The sequence below is a fragment of the Roseibium sp. Sym1 genome (assembly GCF_027359675.1).
In the GTDB taxonomy this organism is placed as follows: domain Bacteria; phylum Pseudomonadota; class Alphaproteobacteria; order Rhizobiales; family Stappiaceae; genus Roseibium.
Genome location: NZ_CP114786.1, coordinates 459412 through 479734 on the forward strand (window position 1 = coordinate 459412; position 20323 = coordinate 479734).

21 protein-coding genes are annotated in these 20323 nt (G+C 62.9%); 15 read left to right on the forward strand and 6 right to left on the reverse strand.

The genetic code is table 11. The annotated features are described in order from the left end of the window. Nucleotides 1–216: 216 nt before the first annotated feature. Nucleotides 217–1116: a LysR family transcriptional regulator gene (locus O6760_RS02100; protein ID WP_269583834.1), complete on the reverse strand. Its 900-nt coding sequence runs from the start codon at nt 1114–1116 to the stop codon at nt 217–219. Nucleotides 1117–1297: 181 nt separating this feature from the next. On the opposite strand from O6760_RS02100, the gene O6760_RS02105 reads away from it, so the two are divergent. The 15 genes from O6760_RS02105 to O6760_RS02175 all read left to right on the forward strand — a co-directional run bounded on the left by O6760_RS02105 (nt 1298) and on the right by O6760_RS02175 (nt 14691). Further along, nucleotides 1298–2308: a hydroxyacid dehydrogenase gene (locus O6760_RS02105; protein WP_269583835.1), complete on the forward strand. Its 1011-nt coding sequence runs from the start codon at nt 1298–1300 to the stop codon at nt 2306–2308. 2 nt (nt 2309–2310) lie between these two features. Beyond that, the gene (locus O6760_RS02110; RefSeq protein ID WP_269583836.1) at nt 2311–2985 is read left to right on the forward strand and encodes an RraA family protein; all 675 of its coding nucleotides are present in this window, start codon (nt 2311–2313) and stop codon (nt 2983–2985) included. 33 nt (nt 2986–3018) lie between these two features. Further along, nucleotides 3019–3972 carry a tripartite tricarboxylate transporter substrate binding protein gene (locus O6760_RS02115; RefSeq protein ID WP_269583837.1) on the forward strand — a complete coding sequence of 318 codons (954 nt, stop codon included), beginning with the start codon at nt 3019–3021 and terminating at the stop codon, nt 3970–3972. A 60-nt stretch (nt 3973–4032) separates the two neighbouring features. Then, complete coding sequence (locus tag O6760_RS02120; RefSeq protein ID WP_269583838.1) at nt 4033–4494, forward strand: tripartite tricarboxylate transporter TctB family protein; 462 nt, start codon at nt 4033–4035, stop codon at nt 4492–4494. A gap of 5 nt (nt 4495–4499) precedes the next feature. Next, nucleotides 4500–6008, forward strand: a complete 1509-nt coding sequence (locus O6760_RS02125; protein WP_269583839.1) for a tripartite tricarboxylate transporter permease — start codon at nt 4500–4502, stop codon at nt 6006–6008. A gap of 353 nt (nt 6009–6361) precedes the next feature. Continuing rightward, on the forward strand, nt 6362–6832 hold the full coding sequence (locus O6760_RS02130) for a hypothetical protein (RefSeq protein ID WP_269583840.1): 471 nt from the start codon (nt 6362–6364) through the stop codon (nt 6830–6832). Between the two features lie 76 nt (nt 6833–6908). Then, nucleotides 6909–7544 (forward strand): response regulator, encoded by a 636-nt coding sequence (locus O6760_RS02135; protein ID WP_269583841.1) that lies wholly within the window; start codon nt 6909–6911, stop codon nt 7542–7544. Beyond that, complete coding sequence (locus O6760_RS02140) at nt 7544–8869, forward strand: histidine kinase (RefSeq protein WP_269583842.1); 1326 nt, start codon at nt 7544–7546, stop codon at nt 8867–8869. Before O6760_RS02135 ends, O6760_RS02140 begins: the two co-directional genes overlap by 1 nt. An 87-nt stretch (nt 8870–8956) precedes the next feature. Next, nucleotides 8957–9907, forward strand: coding sequence for an AAA family ATPase (locus tag O6760_RS02145; RefSeq protein ID WP_269583843.1), 951 nt, complete (start codon nt 8957–8959; stop codon nt 9905–9907). Then, nucleotides 9901–10740 carry a DUF58 domain-containing protein gene (locus tag O6760_RS02150; protein WP_269583844.1) on the forward strand — a complete coding sequence of 280 codons (840 nt, stop codon included), beginning with the start codon at nt 9901–9903 and terminating at the stop codon, nt 10738–10740. Before O6760_RS02145 ends, O6760_RS02150 begins: the two co-directional genes overlap by 7 nt. Next, entirely contained in the window at nt 10727–11068 is a 342-nt protein-coding gene (locus O6760_RS02155) for a hypothetical protein (RefSeq protein ID WP_269583845.1), read from the forward strand. The genes O6760_RS02150 and O6760_RS02155 overlap by 14 nt, the downstream gene beginning before the upstream one ends. Beyond that, nucleotides 11065–12006 carry a VWA domain-containing protein gene (locus O6760_RS02160; RefSeq protein WP_269583846.1) on the forward strand — a complete coding sequence of 314 codons (942 nt, stop codon included), beginning with the start codon at nt 11065–11067 and terminating at the stop codon, nt 12004–12006. Before O6760_RS02155 ends, O6760_RS02160 begins: the two co-directional genes overlap by 4 nt. Then, entirely contained in the window at nt 12003–12890 is an 888-nt protein-coding gene (locus O6760_RS02165) for a VWA domain-containing protein (protein WP_269583847.1), read from the forward strand. Before O6760_RS02160 ends, O6760_RS02165 begins: the two co-directional genes overlap by 4 nt. Nucleotides 12891–12964: 74 nt before the next feature. Next, nucleotides 12965–13501, forward strand: a complete 537-nt coding sequence (locus O6760_RS02170) for a hypothetical protein (protein WP_269583848.1) — start codon at nt 12965–12967, stop codon at nt 13499–13501. Beyond that, nucleotides 13495–14691 carry a hypothetical protein gene (locus O6760_RS02175; RefSeq protein WP_269583849.1) on the forward strand — a complete coding sequence of 399 codons (1197 nt, stop codon included), beginning with the start codon at nt 13495–13497 and terminating at the stop codon, nt 14689–14691. The genes O6760_RS02170 and O6760_RS02175 overlap by 7 nt, the downstream gene beginning before the upstream one ends. A gap of 44 nt (nt 14692–14735) precedes the next feature. Here the strand turns inward: O6760_RS02175 and O6760_RS02180 are convergent, their stop codons facing one another. Genes O6760_RS02180 through O6760_RS02200 form a run of 5 tightly spaced genes read right to left on the reverse strand, consistent with a single transcriptional unit; the run spans nt 14736 to nt 20323 of the window. After that, on the reverse strand, nt 14736–15719 hold the full coding sequence (locus O6760_RS02180) for a type II secretion system F family protein (RefSeq protein WP_269583850.1): 984 nt from the start codon (nt 15717–15719) through the stop codon (nt 14736–14738). Nucleotides 15720–15731: 12 nt separating this feature from the next. Next, nucleotides 15732–16751 carry a type II secretion system F family protein gene (locus O6760_RS02185; protein WP_269583851.1) on the reverse strand — a complete coding sequence of 340 codons (1020 nt, stop codon included), beginning with the start codon at nt 16749–16751 and terminating at the stop codon, nt 15732–15734. An 18-nt stretch (nt 16752–16769) separates the two neighbouring features. Further along, entirely contained in the window at nt 16770–18260 is a 1491-nt protein-coding gene (locus tag O6760_RS02190; RefSeq protein ID WP_269583852.1) for a CpaF family protein, read from the reverse strand. A gap of 30 nt (nt 18261–18290) precedes the next feature. After that, complete coding sequence (locus O6760_RS02195) at nt 18291–19598, reverse strand: AAA family ATPase (RefSeq protein ID WP_269583853.1); 1308 nt, start codon at nt 19596–19598, stop codon at nt 18291–18293. Nucleotides 19599–19606: 8 nt separating this feature from the next. Beyond that, on the reverse strand, nt 19607–20323 hold the full coding sequence (locus tag O6760_RS02200) for a CpaD family pilus assembly protein (RefSeq protein WP_269583854.1): 717 nt from the start codon (nt 20321–20323) through the stop codon (nt 19607–19609).

Here is a 20323-nt window from a genome sequence, read left to right on the forward strand (position 1 = left end):
CGCGCGACCCCGATAGGTTAGCCGCGGCAACCATTCGCTTCGACGACTATCGCGCCTCAATGACCCACAGCGGACAGTCCCCTCTCGGCCCAAAGTTGCCGTTGGCCGTGGTCTCAATCAAAGGCGGCTTCGCGCGCCCATACCGGTCGTTCAAACTTTAAATGAATTCACCTGAAACTTGCCGCTCAAAAACATCCAAAGTCTTTCCAATAGTTATCAAGACTCGTCCTCAATTCGATGTACCCCGTGCGGGGCACACAAGTCGGCAAGGACTTCGTGAATTCGGGCGATGATTTCCGCCCTCGGCGACACGATACGCTCGACGATACCGATCTGCCGCGTCACTTGCGGTTTACCGAAGGGCAGTTTCACGAGCTTCTGGTCATCCGGCTCCTGAAGAGCGACATGCGGCACAACGGATATTCCCATACCTTGCCGGACGCAGGTCACGATCGAGCCGATGGTGTCTATTTCGGCAACGTCGCTGGTTGCGATCCCCATCCGGGAGATCTCGGTGTCGATAAGATTGGCAAGGGGCACGGCACTCCGGAACCGGATGAACGGATAGCCGGCGAGCAAGTCAGCCGGATCACTTGCTTTCGTGCCGTGGGGCGCGATCAGCCAGAGCGGCTCGCGAAGAAAGGGGCTCCAGCGCAGAACCGGCGGAATGCCGACATGTTCCGCCACCACCGCCGCATCCAGTCGGCCGGATGCCACATCCGCAATCAGGGTCGAGGACAAGGAAACTCTGAGATTGGTTTTAAGGTCCGGATATTTTTGGCGCATCTGAACGATTGCCTTGGGCAGAAGATTGAGGGCACTTGAACGCACCGATCCCAGCATCAGCGTACCGGCCAGCCTGTCTCCGCGCAGGCTTGCCCTTGTATCTTCTTCCAGTCGCAGCATTTCCTGTGCCATTTCAAGAACCTGCAGTCCCCCGGACGTCAGCTTTGGCGGTCGGGAAGACCGCTCGAACAGGTTGATGTTCAGCTCCTGCTCCAGCGCCTGGATCTGCTGACTGACCGCGGACGGCGTCAGGTTCACAATCTCCGCCGCCTTGGCGAAAGTACCATGGGTCGCAATCGCGACCAGCGTCTTGAGTTGGCGGGTGTCCATCACTTTATCCAGTTTTTCTTAATCTAATAACCAGATTAATTCGCTTTTGTTAAGTCAAGCTTTCCCTTACCTAGTGTGCCGGAGGAATTCAGCCGTGCTAGCTGGGAGGCGGACACGGTCATCTATCCAAAATCGAAGCACCATCACTTTCCGCCCGCGGAGAGTCCAATGAGACGCACGCATGAGCAAGACAATCCTTGTGACCGGACCGGATCTCGACCCCAGTGCAGCCGCACTGGTGAAGGAACATGGCTATGACACAGTCCATACGCCCGCCTATGCAGACAGCGCCGTCATCTCGCGGTTCCTGATCGAAACCGGGGCGGAAGGGGTGGTCTCCCGCATGGGCAGGCTCGATGCCGAAGTCATGGAAAAGGCGCCGAAACTTCGTGTCATTTCAAAGCATGGTGTCGGCGTCGACAATATCGACCTCCATGCGGCGGCGAGCCGCGGCATTCCGGTGCTGGTCGCAACCGGAGCGAATGCCGTTTCCGTCGCCGAACATGCCATCGCTCTCATGCTGGCAACCGTGAAACGGATCCTGCCGCTTGACGCGGGCCTTCGCGCGGGCCGCTGGGACAAGGCAGGGTTCCTGGGACGCGAGCTATCGGGCGCCCGCCTCGGGTTGCTCGGTATGGGGTCCATCGCCCGGGCAACGGGCCGTATCGCCAGGGGGCTCGGTCTTGAGCTGCTTGGACATGATCCCTTTGCCGACAAGTCCGTTTTCGAGGCGCTTGGCGCAAAACACTGCGCCAGCCTGGAGGAATTGCTGGAAAACGTGGATGTTCTCAGCCTTCACTGTCCTCTGACCGACCAGACCAGGCAGATTGTGAGCGCGAACGCAATCGCGCGCATGCCAAAAGGCAGTTACGTGATCAATACCGCACGCGGCGGCCTGATCGACGAAGACGCATTGCTGGCCGCAATACAATCCGGACATCTTGCAGGTGCGGGACTTGATACCTTTGCCGTGGAACCGCCGCGTGAGAACCATCCGTTCTTCACCGATCCGCGGATTGTCCTGACCCCTCACATCGGCGGCGTCACCCGCGAGGCCGGCGCGCGCGTCGGTGTGGAAGCGGTTCGCGGCATCTTCCAGGTGCTCGAAGGCCGGCAGGTGGCCAGCGAGCGCATCGCCAACCGCGCGCTCCTGGCCGAGGCCGGAGCCGTTTACGCCAGAGCAGGAGAATGAACATGTCCGTGGGCTTTCGTGTCTGCACCCGAAAACAGGCCGCTTCCGCGGAGCTCGTTGCGGAGTTCGCAAGGCTTCCCGTGGCCAATGTTTCCGACAGCATGGCGCGCCTTTGCGCGGCCGGACCGAGATTGCGGCCGATGCATGCATCCGGCGGCCTGGCCGGGGTTGCGCTGACCGTCCGGAGCAGACCGGGTGACAACCTGATGCTGCACAAGGCGATCGACATGGCCGAGCCGGGCGACGTGATCGTCGTCGATGCCGGCGGAGATCTGACCAATGCGCTCATGGGGGAGCTGATGCTCGCCTATGCCGTCAAGCGCGGTGTTGCGGGGTTCGTGTTGAACGGCGCGATCCGGGATGTCGACGCCTTCGTCAGGACCAACCTTCCGACCTTCGCCGCCGGTGTCACCCACCGCGGCCCCTACAAGGACGGCCCCGGCGAGATCAATGTCGCGATCAGCCTGGACGGAATGGTGATCGAGCCCGGCGACATTGTCATCGGCGATGCCGATGGCGTTCTGTCGGTTCCGCTTGGCGGCGCTGAAGACATTCTCCGAAAAACCCTTGCGAAACAGGATGCCGAGACACGCCAGATGACGGCGATCGAGGAAGGCACGAATGACCGCAGTTGGGTTGATGCAGCCCTCAAGGAACGTGGCTGCGAATTTCCATAACTCTGAACCGTCTCAACATAGGGAGGAGACATTATGTTTGATTACCTGAAGACTTCCGCACTTGCCGGTGCCATGATCATGGCTGCGGGCGCGGCCATGGCCGAATACCCTGAAAAGCCCATCGAGGTGATTGTCGGGTATTCCGCGGGTGGCGGCACGGACGTGATGGCACGTACCACGGCACCCTTCATCGAGAAATACCTGGGCGACGGCGCCAGCATCGTGGTCAAGAACATGCCCGGTGCAAGTGGCCAGATCGGCGTCACGGAAGCGGCAAATGCCGACCCGGACGGCTATACGCTCGGAACGTTCAACCTGCCAGGCATGATGGCCCGCACCATCGACCGCGAAGCGGATTATGATGCCGACAGCTTCACCTATCTGGCGAATGTCGTGAATGATCCCAACGTGATCGTCACGTCGAAGAGCAGCGGCCTCGACACGCTCGACAAGCTGATCGAAGAAGCCAAGGCCAATCCGGGTGCCATCACGGTCGGCATGTCGAGCCTGGGCGGCGACGACCATTTTGCCCTGATCAAGCTTCAGGGCCTGACCGAGACCGAATTCACGATCGTACCGTTCAAGGGCTCCGCCCCGGCACGAACCGCTCTCATGGGTGGTCATGTCGCCATGGGCATCCTGAACATTTCGGAAGTGGCGGAATTCCAGGAAGAGCTGAATGTTCTCGGTGTCGCCACGCTGGAGCGGTCGGACTTTGCTCCGGACCTGCCGACCTTCAAGGAGCAGGGCCTCGACCTGGTGAACGGCTCCATGCGCGGGTTCATCGCCCCGGCCGGCCTTCCGGAAGACGTGCAGGCCAAGCTGCTGGCCGCTTTCGAACAGCTTTCCCAGGACCCGGAGTTTCTCAAGGCCATGAAGGAGACCGCCAATCCGGTCGAAGTCGTGACCGGGGACGACTTCAAGGCGCTGACCAAGGACCTTCACGCCCTGGCGCAGCAGGTCTGGGACACGACCCCCTGGAACTGATACGTATCGCGCGGGGCAGGCTCCCCGCGCGATTCCCTTCTCTCAGATGAAGCCAATGCAATGTCTGACCATCACACTCCGCGCCTTCTCCGGCCCGAAACACTGACCGCTCTCGGGATCATCGTGGCCGCTGCGGCGTTTCTCGCCCCGACCACCACGCTGCGGCCGATATCCGCGCTGCTTCCGGCCGTGATGCTGGGCGGGCTCATCGTTCTTTCGGTTCTTCTTCTCATTGCCGACCAGCGCAAGGCGTCGGCAGGTGAAGACGCCGTGTCCATGACCAGGTCGCCGAAGCGTGTCATCGGGGCCTTCGGTCTGATCCTCGGTTATGCACTGGCCACCGATCTGCTCGGTTTCTATCCGAGTACAGCCGCAAGCATCCCGCTTGTTGCCTGGCTCTTCGGCTATCGCAACCCGCTCGGTCTTGCCGTCGCTACCGTGATCGTTGTCGGAACCATCTGGCTGATCTTCGATTTCGGAATGTCCCAGGACTTTCCGACCGGCCTCCTCTGGAAGGAGTGACCCAGATGTATTCCGATCTGCTCAATGCTCTTCCCGAGGTTGTCGGGCTCACCAATTTCGCTGCCGTCGTGATCGGCGTGATCGCCGGCATCGTCGTCGGCGCCATGCCGGGCCTCAGCGCCACGATGGCCATCTCCGTCCTCGTGCCCTTCACCTTCGGGCTGGAGCCCCTGGTCGCCCTCGGGCTGATGGCGGGTATCTATAACGGAGCCATGTATGGCGGCGCCATTCCGGCGGTGCTGCTGCGTATCCCCGGCACGCCGGCTGCCGTCGCCACGACCTTTGACGGCTATCCGATGGCGCAGAAGGGGGAAGGTGGCTTTGCCCTTCAGGTGGCTGTGGTCTCGTCGGCGATCGGTGGCATTGCCAGCGCGTTTGCACTCATGCTGCTTGCTCCGCCACTTTCGAAGGTCACGCTGCTGTTTGGCCCGTCCGAAGTGTTCTGGGTGGCCGTGTTCGGTCTCGCCAGCATCATCTTCCTGTTGGGGGGCAACCCGGTCAAGGGGCTGATCAGCGCCTGTTTCGGCGTCTTTGTCTCGGTCGTCGGATCCGATCCGATCTACGGCAGCGACCGTTTCACCTTCGGCCAGCTGGAACTGCTCGACGGCATCAATATCGTCATCCTGCTGGTTGGCCTCTATGCCCTGCCGCCCGTGATCGATCTCCTGGAAACGCCGCTCAAGACGGACGGTGTCAACAGCTCGAAGCTTGGCACGGAGCCGATCTGGCGGACCCTGCCGCGCATGTTCCGTTTCTGGAAGACCTGGATCCGTTCGTCGATCATCGGGATCTGGATCGGCATCCTGCCGGGCGCTGGTGGCTCGATGGCAGCTTTCATGTCCTACAACGAAGCGCGCCGGGCATCCAAGACCCCAGACACCTGGGGCAACGGCGAACCAGAAGGCGTTGCCGCCTCGGAGACCGCCAACAATGCCGATACGGCTTCCGCCCTCATACCGGCACTCACGCTCGGCATTCCAGGCACGGCCGTAGCCGCCGTCATGCTCGGTGGTCTGCTTGTGCACGGCCTTCAGCCGGGGCCGATGCTTTTCCGTGACAATCCGGACGTCGTATTCGGTTTCATGTGGCAGTTTCTGTTCGGCGCGATCCTATTGATCCTGCTCGGCGGCTCGCTCGCGACCAACAGCTTCGCACGCCTTTTGAACCTGCCACGGCCTCTTCTGGGATCGGTCATCATCGTCTTGATGCTGATCGGGGTCTATTCGATCCACGGGCGCATGTTCGATGTCTACCTGATGCTCGGTTTCGGAGCGATCGGCTGGGTCATGGACAAGCTCAAGTTTCCGCTTCCGCCGGTTGTGCTCGGCCTGATCCTTGGCGGCTTCGCCGAAGAAAACCTGAGGCTTGCCCTGCGCATCGGGCGCGGCGACTGGCTGGTGCTTTTCTCCAACACGACCAGCCTGATCCTGGTCGCGCTAACGGTCGCGGTGATTGTCGGTCCGTTGATCAAGCGACGGTTTGTCAACAAACGCGCCCAGGAGACCGCCGGTTAGTTTAAGCGACATACGAGGCGTTTCAGGCAGGAGCAAACAAAACTCAGATGGGCTCCAATGCAAATACGCAGGGAGCCCATCAAAACTCAAAACAAGCCTATTCCCAATTCTCCATTGGCATCCGAGTAGTCATATTTGGAATGCGAAAGGCTGTGATCCGATTTTCAAGTCAGGACACTTGGTGCAATGACCACGGCTGGAGGAACATTAGGCAATCTTCGCTCGTCGATACGGCCCGTTGGCGCCAAGCTGTCCACTATGCGCACATGAATTCTTTGTTATTTACCTGCTATCGGTTACCTGGACTGCAAATATTCAGAAATATCGGGCCTTTAGCAATGGTAGAAACGATCATGAATTCCATGAATTGCGAGATTAGTGCCGATGCCCGCTGCTTGGAAAATGTTGCTCAAACCCGCCAGTCTTTTCTCGGCTCCCTCTCAGTCATTCGTTTGAACCGCAGCGAAATCCCGCTTTCCGCCCTTCTAAGTCATTCGACCGGCGTGCCGCGAACGGCAACTTTGCAGATCAGGTCGGAAGCGTACGAACGACCGAAACCGGGACGCGAAGCGGGCGCATCGCCACTCGCCAACACTCCTCCCCCGAAGCGCCAAACGCCGGGCTGTAAGCCCGGCGTCCAGCGTCATGCGGACCGGGTTGCTACGAGCCGTCACGGTCCACCGGGCTTTTCGAACACCTGCATGATCGCCGGGCTCGTGACGATGAAGACCAGGACAGGCAGGAAGAAGACGATCATCGGCATGGTCCGTTTCGGCAGCAACCGGGCAGAACGCCTGCAAATGAATCAAGCGCGCGGCCAGTGAGAGCCGGCCCCGGACCTGTTTCTACCCCATAAAGGATGCATTGAGCGGGTCGGTGGGCGCGCGGTATGATGGCCGGATGGAAGCGATCCGCATTCTCCTGGCCGATGACCACCCGATCGTGCGGGAGGGATATCTTCGTCTGCTCGAACGGCAGCCGGCCCTCTCGGTGGTTGCCGAGGCTAGCGATGGAGAGGCGGCCCTGGCGGCTTTTGTCGCCCATGCACCCGACATCGTCCTGATGGATCTGTCCATGCCCGGAACCGGTGGACTGGCAGCGGTCGAGGCCATTCTGGCACGGGCTCCCCATGCACGGATCATTGTCGTGTCGATGCATCAGGGCGCCATCTTTGCGCAAAAAGCCATGGCCGCGGGCGCAATGGGATTCGTTTCCAAAAGCAGTCCGCCCGAAGAGCTCGTGAGCGCGATCGCGAAAGTCATGTCCGGACGCCGCGCCTTGTCGGCCGATGTGGCGCAGGAAGTCGCTCAAACGTCGCTCGGGAATGGCGATATCGCTTCATTGACAAGGCGCGAACTGGAAATTTTGCAGCATCTGGTACGCGGAATGAGCGGGAGAGCGATTGCAAAGAGCCTGGGTCTCTCGGCCAAGACGATACAAAACAACCTGTCTCTGGTCCGGACCAAGCTGGACGCTACCGGCGACGCCGATCTGGTGCTCAAGGCACAGCGCGCCGGCCTGACGCAGTCAGACTGATGCGCGGGCTCCTGCCTCAGCTGGTGCTGCGCGTGCTCGCCGCGGGACTGGTGACGGTTCTCCTGGGGGCCGCATGGGTCCTGTGGGCGACGGCGGATGCCGCCCGGGGGGACGCGCGCGAAACCGCCGAGCGTGTCGCACAGGCAATCGCGGCACGCCCCGACTTCATGGGCCTCGCCTTTGGCGGTGTCGCCCCGGTGCCGGCCTTTCTCGACTGGCAGGGCTTTCCCCGATGGACGCTGATCGCACCTGGAATTTGTGTTGAGTTCGGTGCTGAGGGTCGCCCCGATCACCGTCGCTGCGGCTCGTATGTCGCCGCCAAGACGGCACCGCCGCAGTGGTTCCGGCAGCTCGCGGACCATATCGGTCTCGTACCCGCACCTGTCTCGCAGCCGGTGCGGACGCGTTACGCAAGTAATGCCCGGGTCACCGCCTATGCCGATCCGAAGGTCATCGTCGCGCGGGCCTGGGACCGGACCGGAGACCTGATGCGGCTGGCCCTCGGCATGGCAATCGGCGGTGCGCTGTTGACCGGCCTTCTGGTTGCCCGCCTGCTGTCCCCGTTTCGAACCATCCTGCAGGGGATCGAAAGGCTGCAAAGCGGCGATTTTTCGACGCCTCAACCCAGCCAGCACGTCACCGAATTCGACCGGTTGAGCCTTGCGATCAATGAGACCGCGAACACGTTGCGGGAGGCCCGCGATACCCAGACCGATCTGACCCGTCGCCTGTTCACGGTTCAGGAAGGCGAACGCCGTGCACTTGCGCGCGAACTTCACGACGAGTTCGGCCAATGCCTGACCGCAACCCGAGCCCTGGCTACGGCCGTGGCGCAGTCGGGTGAAACCACCGCCCAGGACGGGTCCCGGATTGCCGAGATCTCCGGCCAGATGATGCAGAGCCTGCGCAGCGAACTCTCCCGGCTGCGGCCGCCCGACCTCGACGAACTCGGCCTCGAGGCCGCGCTTCAGCGCCTGGTCGCCGGTTGGCGCGGCCGTTTGCCGAATGTGCGGTTCAGGCTCGAGTTTTCCGGCGATCTCGATGCGATATCCGACGACCTCGCACTCAGTCTTTATCGTATCGCGCAGGAGTGCCTGACAAATGCGATCCGGCACGGCTCTCCGACGACCGTGACCATCCGCCTGGAGGCGGCAAGGGAAATACACCTGACGGTATGTGATGACGGCAGTGCGCGGGAAGATATTCCTGCCAGCGACGGCTACGGTTTGCTCGGCATCCGCGAGCGGGTCAATGCGCTTGGAGGAAGCTTCACGCTGAAGCCGGCCGGGAACGGCATGCGCGCCAGCGTGCAACTTTCGTCCTGAACCGGGAAATCTTCCCGGTCCCGCCGGGAAGACGTCTCTGGCGAACCCGCGCCGCTTCGCCCATCCTCTTTCAAGAGGAGGAAATGCATGGACGATATCAGTCATCCGATCGTGCGTCTGGAGGCCGACGTTTCCACCGGGCTGATCGGGCATCAGGACATGGTCGAGCGCTTGCTGATCGCGCTGCTGGCCGGCGGTCACGTGCTGATCGAAGGTCCACCCGGCGTTGCCAAGACCCGCGCCGTCAAATTGCTGGCAGCCCATTTTCCGGGCAGTCACGGCCGTATCCAGTGCACGCCGGACCTGCTGCCCGCCGACCTGACCGGCACCCAGGTCTATCATCCGGAAACCGGCAGCTTCGAGTTCAATCCGGGGCCCCTTTTCCACGCGCTGGTGCTGGTCGACGAAATCAACCGCGCCCCTCCGAAGGTCCAGTCCGCCCTGCTCGAGGCCATGGCCGAGCGGCAGGTCACCACATCGGGGGCAACGCGCGCCCTTCCCGATCCCTTCATGGTCGTCGCCACCCAAAACCCGATCGAGCATGAAGGAACATTTCCCCTGCCCGAGGCGCAGATGGATCGCTTTCTCCTGCATCTCGCCCTCGGCCTGCCGGAAGCAGAGCAGGAACGCGCGATCCTCGACCTGGTGGAGGCTGAGGGCATCGCTCCTCCAGCCCCCCAGGCCAAGGCGATGTCTGCCGAGGAGCTTCACGCTGCGCAGAAAGAAGTCGCCCGGGTGCACCTCGCGCCGGCCTTGAAAGATTTCATCGTGCGGCTGGTGATGGCATCGCGGTCCGGCGGAGCCGTCGCCGAATGGGTCGAACACCCGGTATCGCCGCGCGGTACGCTGGCGCTGGCGGCATCGGTTCGGGCGCGCGCCTGGCTGAAGGGCCGCGACTACGGCCTTCCGGAGGACGCGCAACTGTTGGCGCCGGATGTGCTTGCCCATCGACTGATCCCCAGCTGGTCCGCCGTCAGCGAAGGCCGCACCGGCCGCAGTCTTGTTGCCGACGTGTTGCGCCTGGTCGAACCATGGTGAGCAGTGCATTGGACCATCCGGGCATCCGGCTTTCCGCGAAGGAGCTGCTGGCGTTGCGCGAAACCCCGACCCCGCCTAACCGGCACCGCCCGGCGACCCGCAGGCCCGGCTCGGTTCCGGCCAGGTTGCCCGGGGCCGGTATGGACCTTCGGGAAGTCCGTGCCTTCGTGGAGGGAGACGATACCCGGCGGATCGATCCGGCCGCTACGGCACGCACGGGAATACCGCATGTCCGCAGCTTCCACGAAGACAGGGACGATACGGTGCTGCTTGTTGCCGATTTCAGGCCGGCGATGCTGTGGGGAACCGGAAGCGCGCTGCGCTCGGTCCGCGCGGCCCGGTGTTTGGCCGGGCACGGCTGGAACGCTGCGGCACGAGGCGCTTCGGTCGCGGGGATAACGATCACGGCCTCCGGCGTTTCGGTCCTCCCGGCGCGCACGGGGGTTCGGCAAATGAGTGCAATCGCACAGATGTTTGCCCACGAGCATGACAAGGCGCTGGACCGGCCTGGCGCCTCACCGTCCCTGACCGCCGCACTGGTACGAGCCGCGCAACTGGCGCCCGTCGGTGCGCAGGTCTGGCTTGCAACCGATCCTCAGGGAATTGCACCGGAGGACGAGCCCGCGCTCCGCCGCTTGGCACGCCGCAGACGGGTGACGCTGCTTTGCCCGCTTGATCCGGTCGAGATCGCTCCGCCCTCCGTGGCCCTGCCGATCCGCTCCGGTTCCTCCAACCGATTGGCGCGGCTGCATCCGTTCGATCCGGCACCGCTCACCTCTCGGATGCGGGCATTGAATGTCATGCTTGAGGTGTCCACCGATGACGCAAGCTGAACTGATCGCCGCCTTGCCGGAAGGACGTCTGCCGCCGGACCTGATGACGCTTGGCCCTGCGGATCTATTGGCATTGTTCGGCGCGGGACTGGTGATTTCAGCCCTTCTGGCGTCCTTGGCAGCCCCCTTTCTGACGCGCCGTCCCTCACGCAGGACCCTGATCAAGGCCGCTCGCGACCTGCCACCTGAGGAACGCCTGCTCGCAATTGCCCGCATTCTCGGTCACCTGCCGGAGGAACTGCGCCCGGCCGCCTATGGCAGCAAGCCCCCGCCGCCCGATGAAACCATCGAGCGGATTGCCCTGAAGGCCGGGAAAGTGAAACGATGAACTTCGCCTTTCCCTTCGTGCTGGCGCTTTTGCCGCTCCCCTTCCTGGTCCGCCGTTTCTTGCCCAGGCCCGGCGCCATTGATACCGCCCTGCAGGTTCCTGCCAGCCTTTTCTCCGCTGCCACACCGGCTGCCGGTCAGGGCGGCCGCACCGGCAAGGCCTTGCTGATCCTGGCATGGATCGCCCTGGTCGTGGCGCTTGCGGGTCCGCGCGTTTCGGAGACGACCGACGTCCTGCCCTTCTCCGGGCGCGAGATCATCCTGGCCCTCGACCTCTCCGGCAGCATGGTCAAGGAGGACTTTTTCCTGGACGGGAAACCGCTGTCCAGGCTCGATGCGGTCAAGCGTGTCGCCTCGGCCTTCGTCGCCGCACGCAGGGGCGACCGCATCGGTCTTGTGGTCTTTGGCGAACGCCCCTATGTCGCACAGCCGCTGACCTTCGACGTCGCCTCCGTCGCCAGGTCCATCGAAACGGTGCAGATCGGCATCTCGGGCCGGGCGACAGCCATCGCGGACGGGCTCGGACTGGCGGTCAAGCGGCTGAATGAAAGCAGGGCTGCCACCAGGATCGTCCTGCTGCTGTCAGACGGTGTCGACACCTCGGGCAAGGTGAACGCGGTCGATGTCGCGCGGCTGGCGGCACATCACGACATTCGGGTGCATACCATCGCACTTGGTCCGAGGGACCTGGAAACCCGGCCCCGGTCCCGGGACGCGGTGGACGCGGCCGCCCTGAAATCCATCGCCGAGATCGGCGGCGGCACCAGCTTCCGTGTCCGTAGCATGGCCGATCTTGAAGCCATGGCCGCAACATTGAACCGGCTGGAGCCAAGCCCCATGAGCCGCCCGCCCCTGCGCTATTGGCGGCCGCTCTGGATCTGGCCCGGCGCGACCGCCTTCGCCCTGCTCTTTCTGCTGGCGCTGAGGAGGCAGACGTGAGTGACCTTGAACTGCTGCGTCCCTGGTGGCTTGCAGCCTTGCCGCTGCTGGCCGCGCTTGCCCTGTGGGCCTGGCGTCGCGGGCCGGATGCAGGCGGCTGGCAAAAGGTCATGCCGGCCCGAATGCTTGTGGCAATGCGGAAGCTGGGACACCTGCACAGCGAAACCGGCAAGGCAGGGCTATCCTGCCTGACAGCGGCCGGTCTGCTGGCGCTCGGTCTTTCCGGGCCGGCAGTGCCGCGGGCGGATGCTCCCATTCTCGCCGGAAGCGGCGCAATTCTGATTGCCATCGACATGTCGCCATCCGTCGCCACAAGCCCGGCGCTGACCGATGCGCAAGCCGCTGCCGCCCAGGTCCTGCGCGCCGCGAACGGGCGAGCGGTCGGTCTTGTCCTCTATTCCGGTGATGCCTATGACGTCGCCGCCCCCACTGCGGACGCCGCGACGCTGGAAACCCAGATTGCGGTACTCGGACCCGACACGATGCCGCAAAAGGGCAGCCGTCCCGCCGCCGCACTTGCGCTTGCCCGGCAAATGCTGTCGAAGATCCCCGATGCCGATCTGGTGCTGATCTCCGACGGCGGCGGGATCGACGCGGCGGCGATTGCCGAAGCCGAACGCCTGACCGGCGACGGTATCGGTCTTCTGGTTCTGACGCTTCCAGGCTCCGGCGGACAGGCCGATCCCGGAGCGTTTTCGGAACTTGCAAGTGTTTCAGAAACGGCACCGGCCCGCACGCCCGAGCCGGTCCTTCGCCTGATTTCGGCAGCGGGCGCGTTCCATGGCGATGGGACAATGACCGCTCTCCGCTATCGCGATCTCGGTCCGTTTGTCGCCGCCCTGGCACTTGTCCCCTTGCTCGGCCTGTTCCGGAGGGACGGATGAGACGCATCCCGATTGTCCTTCTCGCCGGCTTAGCCCTTGTCCTTTTTGCGGGTCCGGATGCATGGGGCCGGTTAATGCTCCGGACCGGGGTGCCGGGCGGTGCGGCCCTGTTGAACAATCCGGCGGTCCAGGGCCTGGCACTCTACCGTTCCGGCAACTATGAAGCCGCCGATGCGGCATTCGCGGAGGCCGGGCGCGGCCAGACCTTCAACCGTGCCCTGACGCTCGCGGCGACCGGCAAACATGCCCTGTCGGTCGCGTATTTCGATGCCGTCCTGTTCGCCAATCCGGCCGATGCCGAGGCCCGGACACTGCGTGACATGGTCGACAAGATGGTTGCGAAGACACGTGGCGACAGCGTCGCACCGGGGCGGCTGGCCGGCCATGGCGGCAATTCGTACCATCCTGAAAAGAGCCCTTGGGGATTGCCCGGCACACCCGATCCCGAATGGCAACGCAAAATCACCGCACGCGGCTATGTCGCCTCGGCCTCCTGGCTCGATACCCTCATCGACGATCCGGGAGAATTTCTGCGCCTGCGCCTTGCCAGGGAATACGAGCGCCGGGCAGAGCTGGGTCTGATCAGGCCAAGTGAGGGCGATCCATGGTGATCCGCCTAGCCCTGTTTCTGGTCCTGATGTGCAGCGCCGCCCACGGCGAAAACCTGCGCCTGGTCGTGCCGGATATTCATCCCGTCGTCGGGGAAATGATCCCCTTGACCATTCGCGGCGAATACACGGGGAGAATTGCTCTGGAAACGCTGACATTCCCCGATTCCGGCGCCTATGATTGGGTCCAGCTTACTCGCGACCAATGGCGCAACGAACGTGTTGAAGGCCGGGCGGTGAAGGTGTTTGAGCGCCGTATCGCGCTGTTTCCCCGTCATGCCGGGCCGGTCACAATCGGGCCGCTGACGCATAGCCTTACCGTTGTCTCTTCCGATGGCGGACGCGAGGTGCTGGACGTTCAGGCGGCGCCGCTCACCATCGACATAGCGCCCTTCCCGGCAAAAGGGCTGCCGCTTGCTGCAAGGTCCCTGATAGTCGAGGACGAACTGTCAACAGCGCCGGGCAAGCTGCTCGACGGAGAGACCCTCATTCGCCGGGTCACGCTTCGAGCGGAAGGTACCTTGCCGCATCTCCTGCCGCCAAGGCCCGTTATTCGGCAGCCGTGGCTGATCAGCTTCACAGCCCCGGAAATCCGCAAGGCGAAGCCGACCCCGCAAGGCCCCGAAACCACGATTGTCTGGGAATGGCACCTTAGGCCAAAGACCGGAGAACCGGGCGTTCTGCCCCCGTTTGAAATTTCCTGGTTCGACACCGGAACGCGTGGGATGCGCAAGGCCGAAATCCCGGCAATTCCCTTCGGCTACGCCAGTTTTTCGACCAACGTGGCCGGCACAAATCGATCTTCCCCATCACAGAATTCCGCCGCGCTCGGCGTGCTCGGAGCGGGACTTCTGACCGGTCTTCTGTCTGTTTTTGCCACGGCCTCCCGGCGCCGCGGCACAGCGGTCTTGCAGGTCTTAAAACGTTGCTCCCCAATCAACCCGACCCGGCGCAAATTGAAGGCCGCGGCTAAGCAGCATGACCTGATGGTGCTCCGATCCGCGGTGGAGCGCTACCTTGCAAGACGGCGCGAACTCGGTTTGCCGGATGAGGAAGGCGCAACGGCCCGGTTGGACCAGGCCATTTATGATGCGCCCTCTGCATCGCAAACCTTCTATCCTCAGACCTTCGTTCGGGCTCTTTTGCGCCGGAGACCAACCGGACCGGCGAAAGGCAAAAACGCCAGGCTGTAAGCCCGGCGTTTTTTACGTCATTCAAGCCGTGTTGCAGCGAACCGTCACGGTCCTCCGAACTTCTCGAACACCTGCATGATCGCCGGGCTCATGATGATGAAAAACAGCACCGGCAGGAAGAAGATGATCATCGGCACGGTCAGTTTCGGCGGCAGGGAGGCGGCCTTCTGCTCGGCGAGCTGCATGCGCATTTCGCGGGTGTCGTCGGCCATCGTCCGGATGGCGGAGCCGACCGGCGTGCCGTAGCGCTCGGCCTGGATCAGCGCCATCATAACGTTCTTGACGCCGTCGACCCCGGTCCGCTTGGCCAGGTTCTCATAGGCCAGCCGCCGCTCGCTCAGGTAGGACAGCTCGGCGGTGGTCAGCGACAGTTCCTCCGCCAGCTCGACCGACTGCACGCCGATTTCCTCGGCAACCCGCTGGAAGGCCCCCTCGATGGACATGCCGGATTCGACACAGATCAGCATGAGATCGAGCGCATCCGGCCAGGCCCGCTGGATGATCAGCTTGCGCTTGTCGATCTTGTTCTTCAGGTAGATGTTCGGCAGGAAGGCGCCGAAGCCGGACAGGGCGATGCAGAAGCTGATCTTCGACAGGGCCGGTATGCTCGACGACAGGATCAGGAAGGCATAGGCGACCGTGAACACGAAGATGACACCCGGCAGGGCGATACGCGCCGTCAGGAAGTAGTAGAGAGGCGCAGAGCCGCGATAGCCGGCCATGCGCAGGCGTTCGACCGTCATGTCGTCCGACAGCATTTCCTTCAGGTTGAGCCGGTCGACGAAGCTCTTCATCTGCGCCTTGGGCTGATTGCGCAGGGACGCCCTGGCGTCCGTCTGGTTCTCCTGCAGCCGCGCCCGCTCCTTGGCGCGCAGCTTGTCGCGTTCCAGCGCGACCGACTTCATGCGCGTCTTCAGCGTGTCCCGGCTCAGCAGCGGCATCACAAGCGAAAAGATCGTGCCGGTGACCGCGATCATGGCCAGGACGGCTGCCAGGAACTGGCTCGATGCGATGCTTTCAAGATCCATGACCAGCTCCTCCTAGAAGTCGAAGTTGATCATCTGGCGCATCACCATGATGCCGATGAACATCCAGAACAGGCAGCCGGCGATGATGATGTTGCCGGTCGTCGTGGTGAACAGCGTCATGATGTAGTCCGGCGCGATGAAGAACATGATGCCGCCGACGCCAAAGGGCATGGCGCCGATGATGGCCGCGGACGACTTGGCTTCCGCGCTGAGCGCCTTGATCTTGCGTTTCATGGCCTTGCGGCCGCGCAGCACCCGCGACAGGTTGCCGAGCGCCTCGGCCAGACCGCCACCGGCCTTTTGCTGGATCGCGACCACGATGGCAAAGAAGTTGGCTTCGGCGACGGGAACCCTGTCGGGCAGCCTCGCCACCGCCTCGCCCAGCGAGATGCCCATGACCTGCGTTTCGGTGATCTTGCGGAATTCGGTCGCGACCGGCTCGCGGGCCTCGCGGGCGACCACCTTGATGCAGTCGCCAAGCGGAAGACCCGCCTTCACGCCGCGGACGATGATATCGACACCGTTGGGCAGCTCGTCGAGAAAGGCGTTGAACCTGCGCTTGCGCTTGTTTCCGACATACCAGCGCGGAAAGCCGAAGGATCCGGCGAAGGTAAAGGCCAGCGCGATCATGAGGTTGCCGCCGAGAATCAGTCCGAGAACGAAGAAAATCAGGCCGCTGATAATGCTGAAAATGACGAAATGCTTCATTTCCCATTCAAGGCCGGCCTGCTCCATCCTGACCTTGAGCGAGACCTTCTGCTGCTTGTGCTGCTTGGCGCGCTGGCGCTCCTCGAATTCCTTGAGCTGGTCCTGGATGGATCTCTTGCGCCGGTCAACATCCCGCATCGCCTTGCGCTGCTTTTCGCTTTGCGGCCGCGCGGCGACGGCCTGCATGCGCTGGTCGCGCCGTTTCGTGCCCGACAAGGCCGGCTGGAACAGGCTGTAGATGATGCCGCCGACGGCCAGCATCACCAGGACGGCAACGGCCAGACCGGTGATTTGGGGCGTGAGAAACTCTTCTAATCCGGACATGAGACCTCAATCCGCTCCTTACTCGGGCATTTCGGCGGCATCCAGTGCCTGTGCCAGACGCGCTTCCTCGCCGAAATAACGGGCACGCTCCCAGAATTTCGGACGGCCGATGCCGGTGGACCGGTGCCGGCCGATGATGTTGCCGTTCGGGTCTTCGCCAACGATGTCGTACAGGAAAACATCCTGCGTGGTGATGATGTCACCCTCCATCCCCATCACCTCGGTGACATGGGTGATCCGGCGTGAACCGTCGCGCAGGCGGGCCGCCTGGACCACGACGTCGATCGACGACACGATCATCTCGCGCAGGGTTCTCGACGGCAGCGAGAAGCCTCCCATGGTGATCATCGATTCAAGACGGGACAGGGCTTCGCGCGGCGAGTTGGCGTGAAGCGTGCCCATCGACCCGTCGTGGCCGGTGTTCATGGCCTGCAGAAGGTCGAAGGCTTCCGGTCCGCGCACCTCGCCCACGATGATGCGTTCCGGACGCATGCGCAGGCAGTTCTTGACCAGGTCGCGCATGGTGATCTCGCCCTCGCCCTCAAGGTTCGGCGGCCGCGTCTCCAGCCGCACCACGTGGGGCTGCTGCAACTGCAGCTCGGCGGAGTCCTCGCAGGTGATGATGCGCTCGGTGTTTTCGATATAGGCGGTCAGACAGTTGAGCAGCGTCGTCTTGCCGGAACCGGTACCGCCGGAAATCAGCACGTTACAGCGCGAGCGGCCAATGATCTGCAGGATCGTCGCGCCTTCCGGCGTGATCGAGCCGAACTTGGTCAGCTGGTCCAGGGTCAGCTTGTCGCGCTTGAATTTACGAATGGTCAGGGCCGGCCCGTCGATGGCCAGCGGGGGTGCGATCACGTTGACACGCGAGCCATCCGGAAGACGGGCGTCACAGATCGGGCTTGAATCGTCGACGCGGCGGCCGACCTGGCTCACGATGCGCTGACAGATGTTCATCAGCTGCGCATTGTCACGGAAGGTCACGCCGGTCTGCTCGACCTTGCCCGAGGTCTCGATATAGACCGTGTGTGCGCCATTGACCATGATGTCGGCGATGTCGTCGCGGGCCAGCAGCGGTTCCAGCGGCCCGTATCCGAGGACGTCGTTGCAGATGTCTTCCAGCAGGTCTTCCTGCTCGGAAATGGACATGACGACATTTTTCAGGGCGATGATGTCATTGACGACATCGCGGATTTCGTCGCGTGCGTCCTCGGCATCCAGGCGGGCAAGCTGCGACAGGTCGATCGCCTCGACCAGGGCGTTGAAGATCTGCGCCTTGGTTTCGTAATACTCACTGCCCCTCTTGCGCGGAGAAGGTGCGCTCTGCTGCGGTTCCGGAGCCGGCGGCGGCGCCGTTACCGGTTGTGCAGGTTCGGTCTGGATCTTCTGCGGTTCAGGTTGTTCCAGCTCGGCCGGCTGCGCCGGCTCAGGCACGTCCTGCAGCCCGGGAACGCTCCCCGGCCGGATGGTCTGGTGACCAGACGATGAACTGCCACGTCTTCCAAACATAACGAACTATCTGCTCCGCTGTCGGACCGGTCAGCCGGCCTTCCGCTTGAATTTCGACAACAACCCGCCGAGACCCGGCCGGGACTGCCTGGTCGGCTGCGCCTTGCCACTGACGGACTGGGCCAGATCGTCGAACATGCGCGCGATGGCGTGCTTGTTGTCGACTTCCCCGATCATCTGGCCGTTGTTGGCCGCGGTGCCGAAGAGCTGCGGCTCGAACGGAATTGCCGCCTGGACGGACAGGCCAAGGGCGCTGGCGAATTCGTCGGGCTTGATTTCCGGGCGCTTCGGCACGTTCACCTTGTTCATGATCAGGTGTGGTGGCCGGTCGTTCGGTCGCAGTTGCTTGAGCATGTCGATCGTGTTCTTGGCATTGCGCAGGTTGGCCAGGTCCGGCTCCGCGACCAGGACGATCTCGTCCGCGCTCAGAAGCGTCTGCTTGACCCAGCTGTTCCATGCATGCGGCACGTCCAGAACGACGTGGGGAACACTGGCGCGCATGGTCTCGACCAGGAGCTCGAACGCCTTCTCGCCCTGGTCGTATGTGCGTTCCAGCGTTGCCGGGGCCGCCAGCAGGCTGAGATGTTCGTTGCACTTGGACAGGATGCGGTCGAGATAGGTCTCGTCCAGCCGCTCCGGAGCGGAGATTGCCTCGAAGACGCCCTGCAACGGATCCTGGTTGAAGTCGAGACCAGCCGTTCCGAACGGCAGATCCAGATCCGAGACCACGACTTCGCACTGGAAGCCGCGTGCCAGAGCCCAGGCGCCGTTATGGGCAACGGTGGAGGCACCGCAGCCGCCCTTGACACCGAAGAACGCGGTGGTGCGCCCAAGCGGCTCGGCTTCCGGATCGGCATAAAGTTCGCTGATTGCCCCGATCAGCTGGAACACGCTGACAGGCGTGATCAGGTATTCGCTGACCCCTCGGGATATCAGGTCCCGGTAAAGGGTGACGTCGTTCACGTCGCCGATGACAATCACCTTCGTCCCGGCATCGCAATACTCGGCAAGATGGTCGAGGCTTGAGACCAGGTCCTCGCGATTGCCGGAGGTTTCGACAACGATCAGGTTCGGGGTCGGCGCCTGCTCGAAGGTTTCGATGGCCGCCGGTATGCCGCCCATGTCGAGCTTGAGATGCGCCTTTGTCATCCGCCGGTCTTCCATCGCGGCTTCCGCGGCCCGCATGGTGGCATCGGTCAGGCAGAAGCCGTGGATCGTGATGCGCGGTATCGAACCGATGTGGATCCCTTCCTCGCTGCCGGAGTAGGAATCATGCGAGGGCTCGGAAATGGGATCCATGTAGCCGGACATGTTTTTCAGGTCTGGATTGGCACTCATGTTTTCACCTAGTCTTCCGAGATCTCTGCGCCGACGCCTTCTACGTAATCAGACGCCGATACTTCGCCCTTCCGGTATGCCTCGAAAACGACCGCGCGGCGGTTCTGGTCCGCCGGCGTGACCGCGCGGGGCGTCAGGAGGTCGGAGGGATTGGCGACGATCGCCGCCAGGTTCGCCTGCGTGGCACAGCCATAGTTTTCATAGTCGGCGTTTCGGTTCGGACTGCCGCCGATGTTCTTCGGCCAGTCGCCGCACTCGCCGGCTGTCGCCTGCATCCGGGGATAGGACAGCCTGATGGGGGCGTCTGCCGAGGCATCGTCGACACCATAGGTACGGGTGCTGATCCGGGACCCGTACACCCCGCCCTGTTTCAGGGCCTGGCGGATCTGCGGCGTTACCGAATGCACCGCGGCTTCATTGGCGCCGCCCGAAGGTACCAGGATCTCCACGGCACCGTTGCCATGCTCCCTAGAATCGACACCGAAGGATGAAATCGTGCCGACAATCGGCCCACTCAGCCGTCGCGTGTTACGACCGATCGGCAGGTCGAGGGTTTCCGGCGCCTCGGTGACGACAATCGGGTGCCGCAAGCGGTAGTCGTGGGACGCAAGCAGCGTCGTCTGCTGTTGGGTCTGGTTTTGGCACCCGAGCACCGCCATGCAACCAACAACCACAAGCGCGGATCTGGAGGCGGCTCCCAACCGGACTTTTCTGTTCCTAATCAT